Source organism: Aliirhizobium sp. YIM B11859, from assembly GCF_057163345.1.
The window spans coordinates 135,718-152,359 of the sequence record NZ_JBXHAY010000003.1 but is presented as its reverse complement, the minus strand read 5'-3'; the positions used below and the strand labels follow the sequence as shown (position 1 = coordinate 152,359).

Annotated in this window: 15 protein-coding genes and 3 tRNA genes; 6 read left to right on the top strand and 12 right to left on the bottom strand. The window is 59.0% G+C overall.

What is annotated here, in order from left to right:
• Window positions 1-77: 77 nt before the first annotated feature.
• The 9 genes from rpoB to AC2GXZ_RS12765 all read right to left on the bottom strand — a co-directional run bounded on the left by rpoB (window position 78) and on the right by AC2GXZ_RS12765 (window position 9,531).
• Window positions 78-4,244: a DNA-directed RNA polymerase subunit beta gene (gene rpoB / locus AC2GXZ_RS12805; protein WP_483759561.1), complete on the bottom strand. Its 4,167-nt coding sequence runs from the start codon at window positions 4,242-4,244 to the stop codon at window positions 78-80.
• Window positions 4,245-4,493: 249 nt separating this feature from the next.
• Window positions 4,494-4,868, bottom strand: a complete 375-nt coding sequence (gene rplL, locus AC2GXZ_RS12800; protein WP_483759560.1) for a 50S ribosomal protein L7/L12 — start codon at window positions 4,866-4,868, stop codon at window positions 4,494-4,496.
• Between the two features lie 54 nt (window positions 4,869-4,922).
• The gene (gene rplJ / locus AC2GXZ_RS12795; protein WP_483760247.1) at window positions 4,923-5,441 is read right to left on the bottom strand and encodes a 50S ribosomal protein L10; all 519 of its coding nucleotides are present in this window, start codon (window positions 5,439-5,441) and stop codon (window positions 4,923-4,925) included.
• Between the two features lie 365 nt (window positions 5,442-5,806).
• Window positions 5,807-6,502: a 50S ribosomal protein L1 gene (gene rplA / locus AC2GXZ_RS12790; RefSeq protein ID WP_483759559.1), complete on the bottom strand. Its 696-nt coding sequence runs from the start codon at window positions 6,500-6,502 to the stop codon at window positions 5,807-5,809.
• Between the two features lies 1 nt (window position 6,503).
• A complete protein-coding gene (gene rplK, locus AC2GXZ_RS12785; RefSeq protein WP_483759558.1) occupies window positions 6,504-6,935 on the bottom strand; it encodes a 50S ribosomal protein L11 in 432 nt (143 codons plus the stop codon).
• Window positions 6,936-7,110: 175 nt separating this feature from the next.
• Window positions 7,111-7,641 carry a transcription termination/antitermination protein NusG gene (gene nusG / locus AC2GXZ_RS12780; protein ID WP_483759557.1) on the bottom strand — a complete coding sequence of 177 codons (531 nt, stop codon included), beginning with the start codon at window positions 7,639-7,641 and terminating at the stop codon, window positions 7,111-7,113.
• A gap of 15 nt (window positions 7,642-7,656) precedes the next feature.
• Window positions 7,657-7,857 carry a preprotein translocase subunit SecE gene (secE, locus tag AC2GXZ_RS12775; protein ID WP_483759556.1) on the bottom strand — a complete coding sequence of 67 codons (201 nt, stop codon included), beginning with the start codon at window positions 7,855-7,857 and terminating at the stop codon, window positions 7,657-7,659.
• 190 nt (window positions 7,858-8,047) lie between these two features.
• A tRNA-Trp gene (locus AC2GXZ_RS12770) sits at window positions 8,048-8,123 on the bottom strand.
• Between the two features lie 112 nt (window positions 8,124-8,235).
• Complete coding sequence (locus AC2GXZ_RS12765) at window positions 8,236-9,531, bottom strand: capsule biosynthesis protein (RefSeq protein ID WP_483759555.1); 1,296 nt, start codon at window positions 9,529-9,531, stop codon at window positions 8,236-8,238.
• 256 nt (window positions 9,532-9,787) lie between these two features.
• On the opposite strand from AC2GXZ_RS12765, the gene AC2GXZ_RS12760 reads away from it, so the two are divergent.
• Window positions 9,788-11,083, top strand: coding sequence for a capsule biosynthesis protein (locus AC2GXZ_RS12760; protein ID WP_483759554.1), 1,296 nt, complete (start codon window positions 9,788-9,790; stop codon window positions 11,081-11,083).
• A 119-nt stretch (window positions 11,084-11,202) separates the two neighbouring features.
• On the opposite strand, the gene tuf is transcribed toward AC2GXZ_RS12760, so the two are convergent.
• The 3 genes from tuf to AC2GXZ_RS12745 form a co-directional block, all read right to left on the bottom strand.
• Window positions 11,203-12,378, bottom strand: a complete 1,176-nt coding sequence (gene tuf, locus AC2GXZ_RS12755; protein ID WP_483759553.1) for an elongation factor Tu — start codon at window positions 12,376-12,378, stop codon at window positions 11,203-11,205.
• A 223-nt stretch (window positions 12,379-12,601) separates the two neighbouring features.
• A tRNA-Gly gene (locus AC2GXZ_RS12750) sits at window positions 12,602-12,675 on the bottom strand.
• Between the two features lie 31 nt (window positions 12,676-12,706).
• Window positions 12,707-12,791, bottom strand: a tRNA-Tyr gene (locus AC2GXZ_RS12745).
• 211 nt (window positions 12,792-13,002) lie between these two features.
• On the opposite strand from AC2GXZ_RS12745, the gene rlmB reads away from it, so the two are divergent.
• The 5 genes from rlmB (at window position 13,003) to AC2GXZ_RS12720 (ending at window position 16,440) form a co-directional block, all read left to right on the top strand.
• Window positions 13,003-13,881: a 23S rRNA (guanosine(2251)-2'-O)-methyltransferase RlmB gene (rlmB, locus tag AC2GXZ_RS12740; RefSeq protein ID WP_483759552.1), complete on the top strand. Its 879-nt coding sequence runs from the start codon at window positions 13,003-13,005 to the stop codon at window positions 13,879-13,881.
• Window positions 13,882-13,972: 91 nt separating this feature from the next.
• Window positions 13,973-14,554: a DUF982 domain-containing protein gene (locus tag AC2GXZ_RS12735; RefSeq protein ID WP_483759551.1), complete on the top strand. Its 582-nt coding sequence runs from the start codon at window positions 13,973-13,975 to the stop codon at window positions 14,552-14,554.
• A 244-nt stretch (window positions 14,555-14,798) separates the two neighbouring features.
• Window positions 14,799-15,617, top strand: a complete 819-nt coding sequence (gene cysQ / locus AC2GXZ_RS12730) for a 3'(2'),5'-bisphosphate nucleotidase CysQ (protein ID WP_483759550.1) — start codon at window positions 14,799-14,801, stop codon at window positions 15,615-15,617.
• Window positions 15,618-15,826: 209 nt separating this feature from the next.
• On the top strand, window positions 15,827-15,955 hold the full coding sequence (locus tag AC2GXZ_RS12725) for a hypothetical protein (RefSeq protein WP_483759549.1): 129 nt from the start codon (window positions 15,827-15,829) through the stop codon (window positions 15,953-15,955).
• 239 nt (window positions 15,956-16,194) lie between these two features.
• A complete protein-coding gene (locus AC2GXZ_RS12720; protein ID WP_483759548.1) occupies window positions 16,195-16,440 on the top strand; it encodes a DUF982 domain-containing protein in 246 nt (81 codons plus the stop codon).
• Window positions 16,441-16,642 lie beyond the last annotated feature (202 nt).

The following is a 16,642-nucleotide window of genomic DNA, read 5'->3' as shown; positions in this document are numbered from 1 at the left end:
TCCCCTTCCCCGACCGGTGGGTCCGATCAGGGAGGGAATGGCGTGCGCGATTTCTCACGCACGCCGTTGTCAAAATATTATTCGGCTGCGTCGGGCAGCTGACCTTCCGGAGTCTCGATCTTCGAGTTCTCCAGCTCGACGGACAGACCAAGCGACCGCATTTCCTTGACGAGAACGTTGAAGCTCTCCGGAATGCCGGCCTCGAACGTGTCGTCGCCACGGACGATCGCCTCGTAGACCTTGGTACGGCCGGCCACGTCGTCCGACTTCACGGTCAGCATTTCCTGCAGGGTGTAGGCAGCGCCATAGGCTTCCAGAGCCCAGACTTCCATTTCCCCGAAACGCTGGCCGCCGAACTGCGCCTTACCACCGAGCGGCTGCTGGGTGACGAGCGAGTACGGACCGATCGAACGCGCGTGGATCTTGTCGTCCACGAGATGGTTCAGCTTGATCATGTACATGTAGCCGACAGTGACCTTGCGGTCGAAGGGCTCACCGGTACGACCATCGTACAGGACCGACTGACCCGACGAATGCAGACCAGCCTTGGTCAGCATCGCAGCAACGTCCGGCTCATGCGCACCGTCGAAGACCGGCGTTGCGATGGAGACGCCCTTGCGGGACTGTTCGGCCAGCTTGACGAGAGAGTCGTCGTCGAAGTGTGCGACTTCGTCCTTGGCTTCACTGGAATACACGTCCGTCAGAACCGTCTTCAGGTTCGTGATGTCCATGGTCTTGCGGTACTCGTCGAGCATTTCGCCGATCTTCTTACCCATGCCGGCGCAAGCCCAGGCAAGGTGGGTTTCGAGGATCTGACCGACGTTCATGCGCGACGGCACGCCGAGCGGGTTCAAGCAGATGTCGACATGGGTACCGTCCTCGAGGAACGGCATGTCTTCGACAGGCACGATACGCGAGACAACGCCCTTGTTACCGTGACGGCCGGCCATCTTGTCGCCCGGCTGGATCTTGCGCTTCACAGCGACGAAGACCTTGACCATCTTCATGACGCCCGGAGGCATTTCATCGCCGCGCTGGACCTTTTCGACCTTGTCCATGAAGCGATGCTCGAGCAGCGACTTCGACTCGTCGTACTGGCCACGAAGCGCTTCGATCTCGCCCTGGACCTTCTCGTCCTCGACAGCGAACATCCACCACTGCGAGCGGGGATATTCGGAGACGACGGCGTTCGAAAGCTCGATGCCCTTCTTGAAGCCCTTCGGACCGGCAACAGACATCTGACCACGCAGCATGTCGACCAGACGACCGTAGACGTTACGGTCGAGGATCGCCTGTTCGTCGTCGCGGTCCTTGGCGAGGCGTTCGATTTCCTCACGCTCGATCGCCATCGCACGTTCGTCCTTTTCGACGCCGTGACGGTTGAAGACGCGAACTTCGACGATCGTTCCGAACGTGCCCGGAGGCATGCGCATGGAGGTGTCGCGAACGTCGGAGGCCTTTTCACCGAAGATGGCGCGCAGAAGCTTTTCTTCCGGCGTCATCGGGCTTTCGCCCTTCGGCGTGATCTTGCCGACGAGGATGTCGCCAGGAGCAACTTCCGCACCGATATAGACGATGCCGGCTTCGTCGAGGTTCTTCAGCGCTTCTTCCGAAACGTTCGGAATGTCGCGGGTGATTTCTTCCGGACCAAGCTTGGTATCACGGGCAGCGACTTCGAATTCCTCGATGTGGATGGAGGTGAACACGTCGTCAGCGACGATGCGTTCCGACATCAGGATCGAGTCTTCGTAGTTGTAACCGTTCCACGGCATGAACGCGACGAGCGCGTTGCGGCCGAGCGCCAGGTCACCGAGGTCGGTCGACGGACCGTCAGCGATGATGTCGCCCTTGTTCAGAATGTCGCCGACGGCCACCAGCGGACGCTGGTTGACGCAGGTGTTCTGGTTGGAGCGCTGGAACTTCTGCAGGCGGTAGATGTCAACACCGGACTTGCCGGCATCGAGATCTTCGGTGGCGCGGATAACGATACGCGTCGCGTCGACCTGGTCGACCACACCGCTGCGGCGTGCCGCAATCGCTGCACCCGAGTCACGGGCAACAACCGGTTCCATGCCGGTACCGACGAACGGCGCTTCGGCGCGCACCAGAGGCACGGCCTGACGCTGCATGTTCGAGCCCATCAGAGCGCGGTTGGCGTCGTCGTTTTCGAGGAACGGGATCAGAGCCGCAGCGACGGAGACGAGCTGTTTCGGCGAGACGTCCATCAGGTTGATGGTGTCGCGCGGGGACAGCATGACTTCGCCGGCATGACGGCAGACCACGAACTCTTCAACAAACGAACCGTCCGACGTCAGCTCGGAGTTTGCCTGCGCGACATAATACTTCGCCTCTTCCATTGCGGAGAGGTAAAGCACTTCCTTGGTCACGACACCGTCGACGATCTTGCGGTAAGGCGATTCAATGAAGCCGTACTTGTTGACGCGGGCGAAGGTGGCAAGCGAGTTGATCAGACCGATGTTCGGGCCTTCCGGCGTTTCGATCGGGCAAATACGGCCGTAATGGGTCGGATGAACGTCGCGGACTTCGAAGCCTGCGCGCTCGCGGGTCAGACCACCCGGGCCAAGAGCCGAAAGACGGCGCTTGTGGGTGATTTCCGAAAGCGGGTTCACCTGGTCCATGAACTGCGACAGCTGCGACGAGCCGAAGAATTCGCGGACGGCAGCAGCAGCCGGCTTGGCGTTGATCAGATCCTGCGGCATGACGGTGTCGATTTCGATCGACGACATGCGCTCCTTGATCGCGCGCTCCATGCGGAGCAGGCCGAGACGGTACTGGTTTTCCATCAGTTCGCCGACAGAACGAACACGGCGGTTGCCGAGGTTGTCGATGTCGTCGATTTCACCCTTGCCGTCACGCAGCTCGACGAGCATGCGAACGACCGCAAGGATGTCCTCCTTGCGCAGGACGCGCATCGTATCAGGCGCATCAAGGTCGAGGCGCATGTTCATCTTGACGCGGCCGACAGCCGACAGGTCGTAACGCTCCGCATCGAAGAACAGCGAGTTGAACATCGCTTCGGCAGAATCCATCGTCGGCGGTTCGCCGGGACGCATAACGCGATAGATGTCGAACAACGCATCCTGACGGCTGACATTCTTGTCGGCCGCAAGCGTGTTGCGGATATAGGCGCCGACATTGATATGGTCGATGCCGAGAACCGGAATCTCGTCGAAGCCGAGATTCATCAGATCGATCAGGGTGCCCTTGCGCTCACCGGACTTGGCGTCAATTGCCATATCCAGTTCGTCGCCGGCTTCCAGGTAGATTTCACCGGTTTCCGGGTTGACGATATCTTCAGCGATGAACGAACCGATGAGGTCTTCATCGGTCGCGCGCAGAGCCTTGACGCCCTTTTCGGTCAGCTGCTTGAGCAGACGCGGGGTCAACTTCTTGCCGGATTCGACCAGAACTTCACCGCTGTCAGCGTCTACGAGATCGGCAAGGTTCTTGGTGCCGCGCAGCGTCTCAGGCTGGAACGGAATGCGCCAGCCCTTGTCGTCACGCTTGTAGATCGACTTGGTATAGAAGGTCGAGAGAATTTCCTCGCCGTCCATGCCGAGCGCCATCAGCAGCGACGATACCGGGATCTTGCGGCGACGGTCGATACGGGCAAAAACGATGTCCTTGGCGTCGAATTCGATGTCGAGCCAGGAACCGCGATAGGGGATGACGCGGGCTGCGAAAAGCAGCTTGCCGGAAGAGTGGCTCTTGCCCTTGTCATGGTCGAAGAAGACGCCCGGCGAACGGTGCATCTGAGACACGATAACGCGCTCGGTGCCGTTGACGATGAACGTACCGTTATCCGTCATGAGCGGCATGTCGCCCATGTAGACAGACTGTTCCTTGATGTCCTTGATGGACTTCGCGCCCGTATCCTCGTCGATATCGAACACGATGAGGCGCAGCGTCACCTTGAGGGGAGCTGCGTAGGTCAGATCGCGCTGACGGCATTCCTCGACGTCGAACTTCGGAGGATCGAATTCGTAGGACACGAACTCGAGCATCGAAGCGCCGGAGAAGTCTGTGATCGGGAAGACGGACTTGAAGACCGCATTGAGGCCCTCGTCCGGACGGCCGCCCTTAGGCTCTTCAACCATCAGAAACTGGTCATAGGATGCCTTTTGAACCTCGATCAGGTTCGGCATCTCCGTGACTTCAGGGATTTTACCAAAAAACTTGCGTACGCGCCTGCGACCATTAAACGAAAGGGTCTGCTGAGCCATCGTCGCTCCTTCAAAATTGCATCCGGGCCTGCAACGGACGGCTATCGGAGGCCAACCGATATCCCGTCGAACATGAATTCTCAATCTCGTCCCGCTTGCCGAAACCCTAGGCCGGATTGCCTAGCACCTCGGTGGGGACCATCCTCTTGAGAACCCATTACCCAGGATCCGTTTCGACACGGATCCTGGGTAAAAAGTTCGGAAGAAATCAACGGGAGAGAGATGATCTCTCCCCCGTCGTATTCGATATTACTTAACGTCGACCTTAGCGCCGGCGTCTTCGAGCTTCTTCTTGAGGTCAGCAGCTTCAGCCTTGGAAACAGCTTCCTTGACAGCCTTCGGAGCGCCTTCGACGAGGTCCTTGGCTTCCTTGAGGCCCAGGCCGGTGATGGCGCGGACTTCCTTGATGACGTTGATCTTGTTCGCGCCGGCATCCGTGAGGATGACGTCGAACTCGGTCTTTTCTTCTTCAACGACGGCAGCAGCAGCACCGCCAGCAGCAGCAACAGCTACCGGAGCAGCGGCAGAAACGCCCCACTTTTCTTCGAGAAGCTTGGAAAGCTCAGCAGCTTCCAGAACGGTCAGAGCCGAGAGGTCTTCAACGATCTTTGCGAGATCAGCCATTTTCATAGTTCCTTATATGGGTTCGAACTTGGTTTTGAACAGCGAAAAACCGCCTTAAGCGGCTTCGTCCTTCTTTGCATAGGCCGCGAACACGCGGGCAAGCTGGCTTGCCGGTGCTGCAACAACCCCTGCGATACGGGTAGCCGGCGTCTGGATCATGCCCAGAAGCTTTGCACGCAGCTCGTCGAGCGAAGGCAGGGTCGCAAGCGACTTGACTGCTTCGGCGTCGAGCGTCGTGGAACCCATGGCGCCGCCCAGAACAACGACCTTGTCGTTGGTCTTGGCGAAATCCATGACGACCTTCGGTGCCACAATCGGGTCTTCGCTATATGCGATAAGCGTCTGACCCTTGAAGAGATCAACGATCCCCTCGGACTCCGTACCCTGAAGAGCGATCTTGGCCAGGCGGTTCTTCGCGACTTTGACGGTGCCGCCAGCAGCGCGCATCTTCGAACGGAAGTCGTTCATCTGCGCAACTGTGACACCAGCATAGTGGGCCACGACAACCGAACCGGAAGCCTTGAAGACTTCGTTCAGCTCCGTGACGAATTCGCGTTTTTCCGCTCTTTCCACTGTCTGTCTCCAGTTGACGGGACCGCAATCCTGCAGGCCCCATCGGTTTGCCTTTGCCACAAAGGGCCTCTTTCAAGACCCCAAGCGGCGCTTGAGGATCCTGCCCCCCTGCTCTGCAGCATCTGCTACAGGCACAAGGCACACCAGGCTCGAACCAAACTTCTAGAGATGCCTCAAGCATCTGAAAACTTGGGTCTTACCCGTCTCATGCAGGTTTGAATTATTAAGGCCGCAGTCCCGAAGGATCTAAAGCCACCCACAATCTCGGACAGGAATTCCGGATTTCTCCGGAAATTCCCGGCTCAAAAGAGCCAGGAATTCATGCCGCCGGCACCCGAAATCAATCAGGTGCCGGCAATTCTTAATCAGGCCGATACGCTCGACGGATCGATCTTTACGCCCGGACCCATGGTCGAGGAGATCGCTACACGCTTGACGTAGTTGCCTTTGGCGCCAGCCGGCTTGGCCTTGATGACCGCGTCGGCAAATGCCTTGATGTTTTCTTCGAGAGCCTTGGCTTCGAAAGAGGCCTTGCCGATGCCGGCATGGACGATACCAGCCTTTTCGACGCGGAATTCAACGGCGCCGCCCTTGGAAGCCTTGACGGCACCAGCGACATCCATCGTAACCGTACCGACCTTCGGGTTCGGCATCATGCCACGCGGGCCGAGAACCTTACCGAGGCGACCGACGAGCGGCATCATGTCCGGGGTTGCGATGCAACGATCGAAGTCGATCTTGCCGCCCTGGACGATTTCGACGAGGTCTTCGGCACCAACGATGTCTGCGCCGGCAGCCTTCGCTTCGTCAGCCTTGACGCCACGTGCGAAGACAGCGACGCGAACGTCACGGCCGGTGCCGTTCGGCAGGTTGACAACGCCGCGGACCATCTGGTCAGCATGACGCGGGTCAACGCCGAGATTCATCGAGATCTCGATGGTTTCGTCGAACTTGGCGACAGCCCGTTCCTTGACCATGCCGATGGCATCGGTCAGAGCGATAAGCTTCGTCGGATCAACGCCTTCGCGGATCTTCTGGAGACGCTTTGCAATCTTTGCCATGTTAAGCCACCACTTCCAGACCCATGGCGCGGGCAGAGCCCTCGATCATGGCCATTGCGCCTTCGATATCAGCGGCGTTCAGATCCTTCATCTTGGCCTCGGCGATCGTCTTGATCTGAGCCTTGGTGAGGGTACCGGCCTTGCCACCCTTGCCGGGCGTCTTGGAACCGGAGGTGATCTTCGCTTCCTTCTTCAGCCAGTAGCTGACCGGAGGCTGCTTCATCGCGAAGGTGAAGGACTTGTCCTGGTAATAGGTAATGACGACCGGGATCGGCATGCCCTTTTCCATTTCCTGCGTGGCGGCATTGAACGCCTTGCAGAATTCCATGATGTTGATGCCACGCTGACCAAGCGCCGGGCCGATTGGCGGGGACGGGTTTGCCGATCCTGCCTTGACCTGAAGCTTGAGCTGGCCTGCTACTTTCTTAGCCATATCTCTCTGCCTTTCACTAACGAGCCGGTTGCCCGACCCTCGATGCCGGAACAAGTCCGGCGGCTGCGGTTGCGTGGTGCGGATCATTTGAGGTCCGGCTAAGACCCCTCACCTTCCACGCGGTTCGCGACTTGTCGCCGCGCGAGACCCGCCAAGCGGATCCCATTCCCAAAACTCAGACCTTCTCGACCTGAGCGTATTCAAGCTCGACCGGCGTTGCGCGGCCGAAGATCGAAACTTCGACCTTGAGGCGCGAACGCTCTTCGTCGACATCCTGCACGACGCCGTTGAACGACGCGAACGGACCATCGGAAACACGAACCTGCTCGCCGATCTCGAACGAGATCGAGGACTTCGGCCGCTCGACACCTTCCTGAACCTGACCAAGGATGCGGTCGGCTTCAAAATCCGGGATCGGAACCGGCTTGCTATCGGATCCGAGGAACCCGGTAACCTTCGGCGTGTTCTTGATCAGGTGGTAGGCTTCGTCCGTCAGGTTGGCGCGAACGAGAACGTAACCCGGGAAGAACTTGCGCTCGGCTTCAACCTTGCGGCCGCGGCGCACTTCAACCACCTTTTCGGTCGGAACGAGAATCTTCTCGAACAAATGCTCAAGCCCCTTCTGGCGAGCCTTGTTCTCGATGTCGTCTGCGACCTTCTTTTCAAAGTTCGAATATGCGTGGACGATATACCAGCGCGCCGCCATCTTCACTCTCCAGATTCAAACGCTGACGTTCAGCACGAGCCGTATCAGCCAACCGATCAGCTGGTCTGCAGCAAAGAAAAACAGTGCAGCAAAGACAACCATCACCAGAACCATCGCCGTCGAGATCCCAGTCTCACGGCGGGACGGCCATGTAATTTTCAAGGCTTCGGAGCGAACCTGCTTGAAGAACGTTACCGGATTGGTCTTGGATGCCATCGATTTTCCACGCGATTACGGCACGTAAAGCCGATTCCGCTCAGCTCCACGCACCGCGTGTCTGTTTTGCCTTACATAAACACCGCATCCTCTTTACACAAGAGGAAAAACAATGTTCGATTAAATTTCGCCCAGCCATCCGGATATCCAATAACGGCTTCCAGATTTCGCCTCGGCGACCATCTTTAAATGGCAGGGGCAGCCGGGCTTGAACCGACGACCTGCGGTTTTGGAGACCGCCGCTCTACCAACTGAGCTATACCCCTTCGCCCTGGCCAACGGTGAAATGACAATCATTTTCACCGTCGTACGTAAGCTAGGCGCTCCCTTTAAGACGCAGCGCCCGACTTGGCAAGTGTGTTTTTTGCGTTCCCGCCGCTATCGGTAGCCACTGCCCCGCGGATCGGCGCCATCGCCCAGGCGTGCGCCCGAAAGCGCCGGCTCGCCGGCACCGAGAAGATCACCGCCGGTAATGTCGATTGCACCGGGCAAAAGAGCCTGAACACCCTTGCGTTGCTGGCGCCACGGCAATCTTTGCCAGGCAAGGCGCGGAGGATCCGCGACATAGGCGTCAGGCTGATTGACCCGCTCGGCGACAATCCGCTCGATGATTGTCGATATCCCCAGTTTCCGACCTTCCGGATGATAGAAATTGCCCTTTACCTGAATGGTGCCGGCAAGCGCACGGATGAAACAGGCAAGAAGGCTGCGATCGATTCGCTCCGGGTGCCGCCAGAATGCGTCGAGCCCGCCCTGATGGGTGAGACCAGCTATGTCGAAGATTGCCGCGCCGAGCACGATGGTCGGCACATCCGCCCTCAGGCTGTGCAGGCCAGTGGTCGAGTTGACGACGATCGAGCCATGGCAATGCCGCAGGATCTCCGCCAGATTGCCCTTCTCGATGAAGAGGACACGATTCTGGATGTGGTATTTTTCCGCCAGTTCGCCGACGACCTTGCGCCAGTTCTCGAGATCGTTATCGAGCGGATGCTGCTTGATGATCAGCCGGCCGTTTTCCGGCGCATGGCGGGAAAACGACTGCATCACCTGATCAAGCATCTGCGACAGATGATGGTAAGGCGAATTCGCCCTGATCTGGTAGTCGCTCTGGAGCTGCAGTGCGAGCAGGTAGTTGCGCTTCAGCTTGTCGTCGAAATACCCTTCCGGCAGGTCGTGTCTTTGCCTGAACATGCGCGGCAGCCATGACAGGTAGTCGAAAAGCGGATCGTAATATTTGTCGGACCGGAAGAACGGGAACATCACGCGGCCGAAATAGGCGACGAGATTATAGATGACCTCGTTGGTCGCTTCCTGCCCGAATGTATGCGGATAGCGATTCTTCAAGTCCGGGTCGCCAACCTGCGCGGCGATCCGGCGAATGCTGTCGGGATCATTGGGAAAATGCGAGAAGCGGCCCATGCCGTCTCGTTCAAGTGTCACCCAATCAGGCCGCAGATAGCCGAACTCAACCGCGTGACAGCGCACACCCAGACGGCGTGCCACCCTTGCGGCAAACCGGTGATAGGGCAGACGGTCGGCGTAATAGAGAATGTCGGTAATGCCTTCGCGCTTCAGCAGTTCGGCGAGATAACGCGGCCACTTCTTCAGCGTGCCGCGGTAATTGATGGCGCCCCGCTTGAACCAGTACACCTGGTCGCCAAAGGAAAAATTCACCCGCCGGGTCTCCACCCCCTGCGCCTCGAAGGCATCTGAGAGTTCCCTCCAGAAAACCGAAGGGGGACCTTGCAGAAAGAGAACTTTGGTCATACGCGATCTGGTACCTTCGAGACCTTGGATGCACCGAATATTTCGACACAAAAGCAGTGATAATCGGCTATTTGTCGTTAAGGTATCCGGCATTCTCATCAAACGCGCTGCGTCGTCAATGCAAATACGGATTCAAGTTGTTAAATCACGTTAGCAGTGTGGCATGAAAGCACGAAGCTTCCTGTTTCTCCAGGGACCTGCCTCCCCGATATTCAGACTGGTCGCCGACCGGCTGGAGGCCGCCGGGGCGCGCGTCGAGCGTATCAATTTCAGCCTCGGCGACATGGTGTTCTGGTGGCCGAGGAAAGGCACGTTCTATCGTGGCCGCCGAAGCGAATGGCCGCGCTATCTCGCCGAATTCCTGCGTCACCGATTGGTGACGGACATCGTGATGCTGGGCGATGGACGCGACTATCATGCAGCGGCTGCCGAGATCGGCCAAACATCCGGTGTCAGGGTCCATATCATCGAGCATGGGTATCTGAGGCCGGACTGGCTGACCGTCGAGCCGGACGGCATGTCGGCGCATTCGCGTTTTCCACAGGCGCCGGAAGCGATCAGGGCGCTTGCCGCCGATGCTGCGCCGGTGACAGGCGGCGGCCTGTTCCCGGCGAGTTTCCTGACATACGCTCTTTATGATCTCGCCTATCACCTGCCCAATGTCGTGCCCGGACCGCTGTTTCATCCGCATTACAGGACGCATGGAGCGGTCCATCCCTTCCTCGAATATAGCGGCTGGATCCGCAAAGGCCTTACCGCCGGGCGGCGACGGCGCGAGGCCGGGCGAACCATTACGACGGCAACGACATTGCCCGACGGAAGCGATGCGTGCTTCTTCCTGTTTCCGCTGCAATTGCCCGGCGACTACCAGATCATCCGCCACTCACCAGGCGGTGACCTGTATCGCATAGTCGATGCAGTTATCGCGTCCTTTGCCCGCCATGCGTCACCGCAAACGCGGCTTCTCTTCAAGGTTCATCCGATCGATAACGGACTGTCGCGCTGGCCCGACAGGATCGGCGGCGTCGCCGCCCGCCTTGGCGTCGGTGAACGTATTTTCCTTGCGGACGGAGGAAATACGGACAGGCTGATCGAACAGGCCGCCGGCGTGGTGACCGTCAACTCGACAGTCGGGCTGACGGCTCTCGGCCTCAACCGGCCAGTCATTGCTCTCGGCTCGGCCATATATGACGTGGCGGGACTGACGTCTCAGGCGCCGCTGGCGGAATTCTGGACCGCCCCGCCCCTTCCCGATCCAGAACTGTTCGACATCTTCATGCGGGCGCTCGCCGCGACGACGCAGGTACGCGGCGGCTTTATCGGCCGTGCGGCACTCGAGACCGGCGCAAATAACATTGCTGCGCGATTGATGGAAAAAGACACACGGCTGCCGGAAAGATGGAGAAAGCCGCGCAACCGCGGCACATTCCGTTATGTACAGGAGCTTCTTGGCGGCTAACTTGGCTCTTTGTCAGCGCCGGAAACACATCCTCCGTCGAAGCCCTTATCGGCACGACACTGACGAAAAAAGCCCCGCTGTCTCCAGCGGGGCTTTTTTCTGATCCGAAGATCTATCGATTACTCGATGATCGAAGCAACGATGCCGGCGCCGACGGTGCGGCCGCCTTCGCGGATTGCGAAGCGCAGCTTTTCTTCCATCGCGATCGGAACGATCAGTTCAACCTGAACCGTGACGTTGTCACCAGGCATAACCATTTCCGTGCCTTCCGGCAGCGAAACGATGCCCGTCACGTCCGTCGTGCGGAAGTAGAACTGCGGACGGTAGTTGGTGAAGAACGGCGTATGACGGCCGCCTTCTTCCTTCGTCAGGATGTAGGCTTCAGCCATGAACTTCTTGTGCGGCTTGACAGAGCCCGGCTTGCACAGGATCTGGCCACGCTCGACGCCGTCACGCTGGACGCCGCGAACGAGCGCACCGATGTTGTCGCCGGCCTGGCCCTGGTCGAGCAGCTTGCGGAACATTTCAACGCCGGTAACCGTCGTTTTCGAGGTTGCCTTGATGCCGACGATTTCGACTTCTTCGCCAACCTTGACAATGCCGCGCTCGACGCGACCGGTCACAACCGTACCGCGACCCGAGATCGAGAACACGTCTTCGATCGGCATCAGGAACGGCTGGTCGATCGGACGCTCAGGCGTCGGGATGTAGGCGTCGACAGCAGCCATCAGCTCGCGGATCGCGTCTTCACCGATCGTCTTGTCAGAATCGTTGAGAGCAGCCAGAGCCGAACCCTTGACGACAGGAACATCATCGCCCGGGAAGTCGTAGGACGACAGAAGTTCGCGAACTTCCATTTCGACGAGCTCGAGAAGTTCCGCGTCGTCGACCTGATCGACCTTGTTGAGGAACACGACCAGAGCCGGAACGCCAACCTGACGAGCAAGCAGGATGTGCTCGCGGGTCTGCGGCATCGGGCCGTCGGCGGCCGAGCAAACCAGGATCGCGCCGTCCATCTGCGCGGCACCGGTGATCATGTTCTTGACGTAGTCGGCGTGGCCGGGGCAGTCAACGTGGGCGTAGTGGCGAGCCGGCGTCTCATACTCGACGTGCGCCGTCGAGATGGTGATGCCGCGCGCCTTTTCTTCCGGAGCAGCGTCGATCTGGTCATACGCCTTGTATTCACCGAAGTATTTCGTGATCGCTGCCGTCAACGACGTCTTGCCGTGGTCAACGTGACCAATCGTGCCGATGTTAACGTGAGGCTTGTTGCGCTCAAACTTGCTCTTTGCCATTGAATGCTTCCTGTGAATATAGAGGTGGACCCGGACCCGGGTTTGGTGCAGCCGTTTAAGGCTTTCCATGGGATTGCGCAAGACATAATTGCGGCAGGCCTCCGGGACAAGGGAGGAGGGGAAAAAGCCTTGCTGCGGGCCGTATAAAAGCGAGGCAGCTGCCTACAAAACGCGGCCGAAGGCGTCGTTTGCGCGTTTACAGATGGTCTTTGATCGGATTTTTTGGAGCGGGTAGCGGGAATCGAACCCGCGTATTCAGCTTGGAAGGCTGCTGCTCTACCATTGAGCTATACCCGCGGTATGGGTTGGTTCCGATCCGGTGACAGAATGGTGGAGGGAGTTGGATTTGAACCAACGTAGGCTGAGCCAACGGATTTACAGTCCGTCCCCTTTAACCACTCGGGCATCCCTCCAGTATTCCGTCTGGATCGTGAGACCAAGTTCGTCAGATCAGGAGGCTTGGCCCGAAAGCTTGTCGCCCCGTCGTCTGTGGCGGCTATATGACCGCCTCGTTTCCGTCTGTCAACACGACCTCTTTGGAAAAATGACGAAAAAATTTCATTCGCTGCATTACCCCCAACTGAGAGGGCTATGCTGCGCAGGCGCTCACAGATATAAGGCTGCATGAGCACAAAAGACCCCAAAAACAAATCTCCCCGCGACACGCATTACGCAACGTTGAGGCGCGCGGTGCGCGACCAGAAGCGTGAAAGCGGAGAAATCCCCACGCCGCGCCCGACGCGCCAGAAACCGGCCAAGGACTGGAAGCCGCCGCAACTGCAGGCGGACCAGGTCTATCTTTATGGCCTGCATACGGTGCGTGCGGCGCTCGACAATCCGGAACGCAAGCTGATCAAGCTTACGGTCACGCAGAATGCCTTCGTGCGGCTCGATATCGGTGTCTCGACGGACCTTCCCTTCCCTGTCGAATTCGTCTCGCCGCAGGATATAGACAAGGTACTCGGCCCCGAGGCAATCCATCAGGGCGTGATGCTGGAAACCCAGCCGCTTCCAGTACGCCGGCTCGAAGCCCTGAAGGAGAGCCCGCTGATTCTGGTCCTCGACCAGGTGACGGACCCGCACAATGTCGGCGCCATCATGCGCTCGGCCGTCGCTTTCGGCGCCGGCGCCGTGATCACCACCCAGAGACATAGCCCGACCGAATCCGGCGTGCTCGCCAAGTCGGCGTCCGGCGCGCTCGAACTCATTCCTTATATCCAGATCACCAATCTTGCCGATGCGCTGCAGGAACTTCACAAGCTCGGCTTCCTGACGATCGGGCTCGATTCGGAGGGCCCTGCCCCGATCGAGGCAACGCTTACGGGTGATCGGATCGCTCTGGTGCTGGGGTCGGAAGGCAAGGGTATCAGGCAGAAAACCCGCGAAACCGTGAGTGCACTCGCCCGTCTCGACATGCCCGGCGTGATCAAATCACTTAACGTCTCCAATGCTGCAGCGATCGCTCTTTATGCGTCTCGCCTGCATCTGGCGGCCAAGCGCTGATGGCGTTCGGTAAAATTAGGATTTCCTCATAAATCCATCCTGGCGCAAGCTTTACATGCTCATCTCCTAATATTGAACGCAGGAGACACGCATGGAAACAGGTGCCTGGAAAACTCCCGTCGTCATCGAGATGTATGGACGACCGGGGACGGTGTTCATTACCGACACGCTTGACGCCGCATTGATGCTGGTCGGCGCATGGCCGACGAAGCGGACCGAAACCCATATGGCGGCGGTGCTCTCCTGCCGCAACGTCCTGACCGGCAGTGCCGAGCCGGCGCTGGCGCGGGTTCACTTCATCGAGGCTGCCATCGAGGCCGGCTACCGGATAGAACCGGAGACGTTTCTATCCGGCCGGTGGGACCTGACGCCGCAGGATGATGACACGCAGCGGCCGACGCTCGGGCTGGCGGCGCTGATCAGCAAGCGGGCAATGCTGGCGAGCGGTGATACAGGGACGGACAGTTCCGCGGCTAGAACTGCCGCCGATCATACGGCAGTTCCCGGCTCACGGCCGCTGCCGCAGATGCCGAACATGCAGGAGCCCGGTCTCATCGAGCTGATGGGGAGGCTGATCCATCTGCTCGGGCAGATCGGCCTCGAGATCGTCTGGTCCCTTACCAGCCTTTTCACCGTCGGAATGGTGAGGAGGACAGGCAGGCAGGCACATTAGAGCATCTCTGCCTCTCTTCGAGACGCGAAACTGCTCCTGCTTTTTTGTTTCCACGCAATTCCGGACACAAGACCGGTTCCTAATTTCGCTGGAATTGCTCTGATGCGCGACGCAATCATTAGGATCGCCTTTGACGCCTCAGGTGGTTGCCGCGTCAGATGTCGGCACCGCCGAATGCCTTTGCCCACCATGTTTTGACGAGGGACTCCAATAAAGTCCGAAAACGTGGCATGGGATGACGATCATGATGATCACCCCACCCCTCACCGCCATCCTGTCCATTTTCGAACGCGCGGCCCTTCTGGCCGGACAGCCCATCATGGACATCCACCTTGCCGGACCGGATGTCCATTACAAGGCCGATGCCTCGCCGGTGACCGAAGCCGACGAGCGGGCCGAGGCGATCATTCTGTCTGAACTCCACTCTTCCTGCCCGCGGATCCCGGTCGTCGCCGAAGAATCGGCTGCCGCCGGGCACATCCCGAAGATTGCCGGCACGCCCTTCATTCTGGTCGATCCGCTCGACGGCACGAAGGAATTCGTCGGCGGCCATGACGACTTTACCGTCAATATCGCGTTGATCGAGAATGGCGTGCCGGTCGCAGGCGTCGTTTATGCCCCGGCGCTTGGCATCGCCTATCTCGGCAGTCCGAACGGCGCGGAAAAACTCTGGATCGACGGGCATTTTCAGGTCCTGCGCCGCGAACCGATGCGCGCCCGAACACTCGCCATGCCGGATATCGCGCTTGCCAGCCGCTCTCACCGGTCACCGGAAACGGACGCTTTTCTCAGCCGCTGCGGCGCCTCGGAAATCAGGACTGTCGGGTCTTCGCTGAAGTTCTGCCTGATCGCCGAAGGTACGGCCGATATCTATCCGCGCTTTGGCCGAACGATGGAATGGGACACTGCTGCCGGCGACGCCGTGCTTCGGGCCGCAGGCGGAATGACATTCGACCTCAATGGGCAGCCGCTGCGTTACGGCAAAACCGGGCGTGCGGACTGCGCCGACTTCGCCAATCCAGACTTTGTCGCGCGGTGCGGCGCGGGAAATCGCGCCGGATAGATCTCGTGTCGTACCGGCCTCCCGATCCTCTGGCGGGTGTCGCTTTATCCGGCCACGGGCAGTTTTCCACGCCATGCGGATCGACCTCGACGGTTAAATCCTGCGGCTTGCAGGATCGGCAATCATTTCGAGCAAAGCCCCGACAAAAACGCTTGCATTCCCTTTGCTTTGGGCGGGTTATGCGCTTCCAGACACAGCAGGAGCAGACAATGGCTAAAGGTCAAGTTCGAAGCAACAAGGAAACCCGCAAACCCAAGAAGGACAAGGCGGCTGCAACGCCCGCCGCCACGCTCGGTTCACAGGTCAAAAACACAGATAGCGGTGTGAAAAAGAAGTGATACGACAAGAGCGAGGCCGGGACGGGATGATCCGGAGTGGCTGCAGGATGGTCATGGCCTCCTGTGCGAAAAGCTCCGGCTCCATACCTCGTGGCCTCGCCGTTCGGTTGAGCCTCGCTGGCTCTAGGGCATGCGGGACAGCACATACCTTATCGGCAAGGAGATAAGGATGCCGACATCTCGCAATGTCTGCCGGTTGGCGCTAAGAGGTTGCCAAATCTGCATCTGGAGATAGCGAGTTGAGCATCAGCTGGAACAAGGGAGTGACCCTGGCGCTGGAAGGCCCCGGTCAATTCACCACCATCAGCAACCTTCAAGAAGCCTCGTGGGCACTGATCGAAGATTGGCCGGTCGAAGACGGAGATGCGCTCGACAAGGCGCTGATCGTGTTCGAACAGGCCATGAAAGGCAAGAAATCGGCGGAAGCCGCCAAGCTCGCATTCATTGCCGCGGCAATCGAAGCGGGGATCGAGATCAAGGATTAGCGCCAGGGCTGCACGGCTGCCGACATTCGTGTCGGTTGCAACGGCACCATGGCGCAGCCGGCTGCTCCCGCGATTCGAATTGCCGGCGATGACAGTCATGCTCAATGACGACCTGCGGCATAGGGCACGATCCACTGTCCGGACCGCGTCACGTTTCTATATAGTAACGTTCAATCTCGGGACTGCCGCGATCTTCGGATTG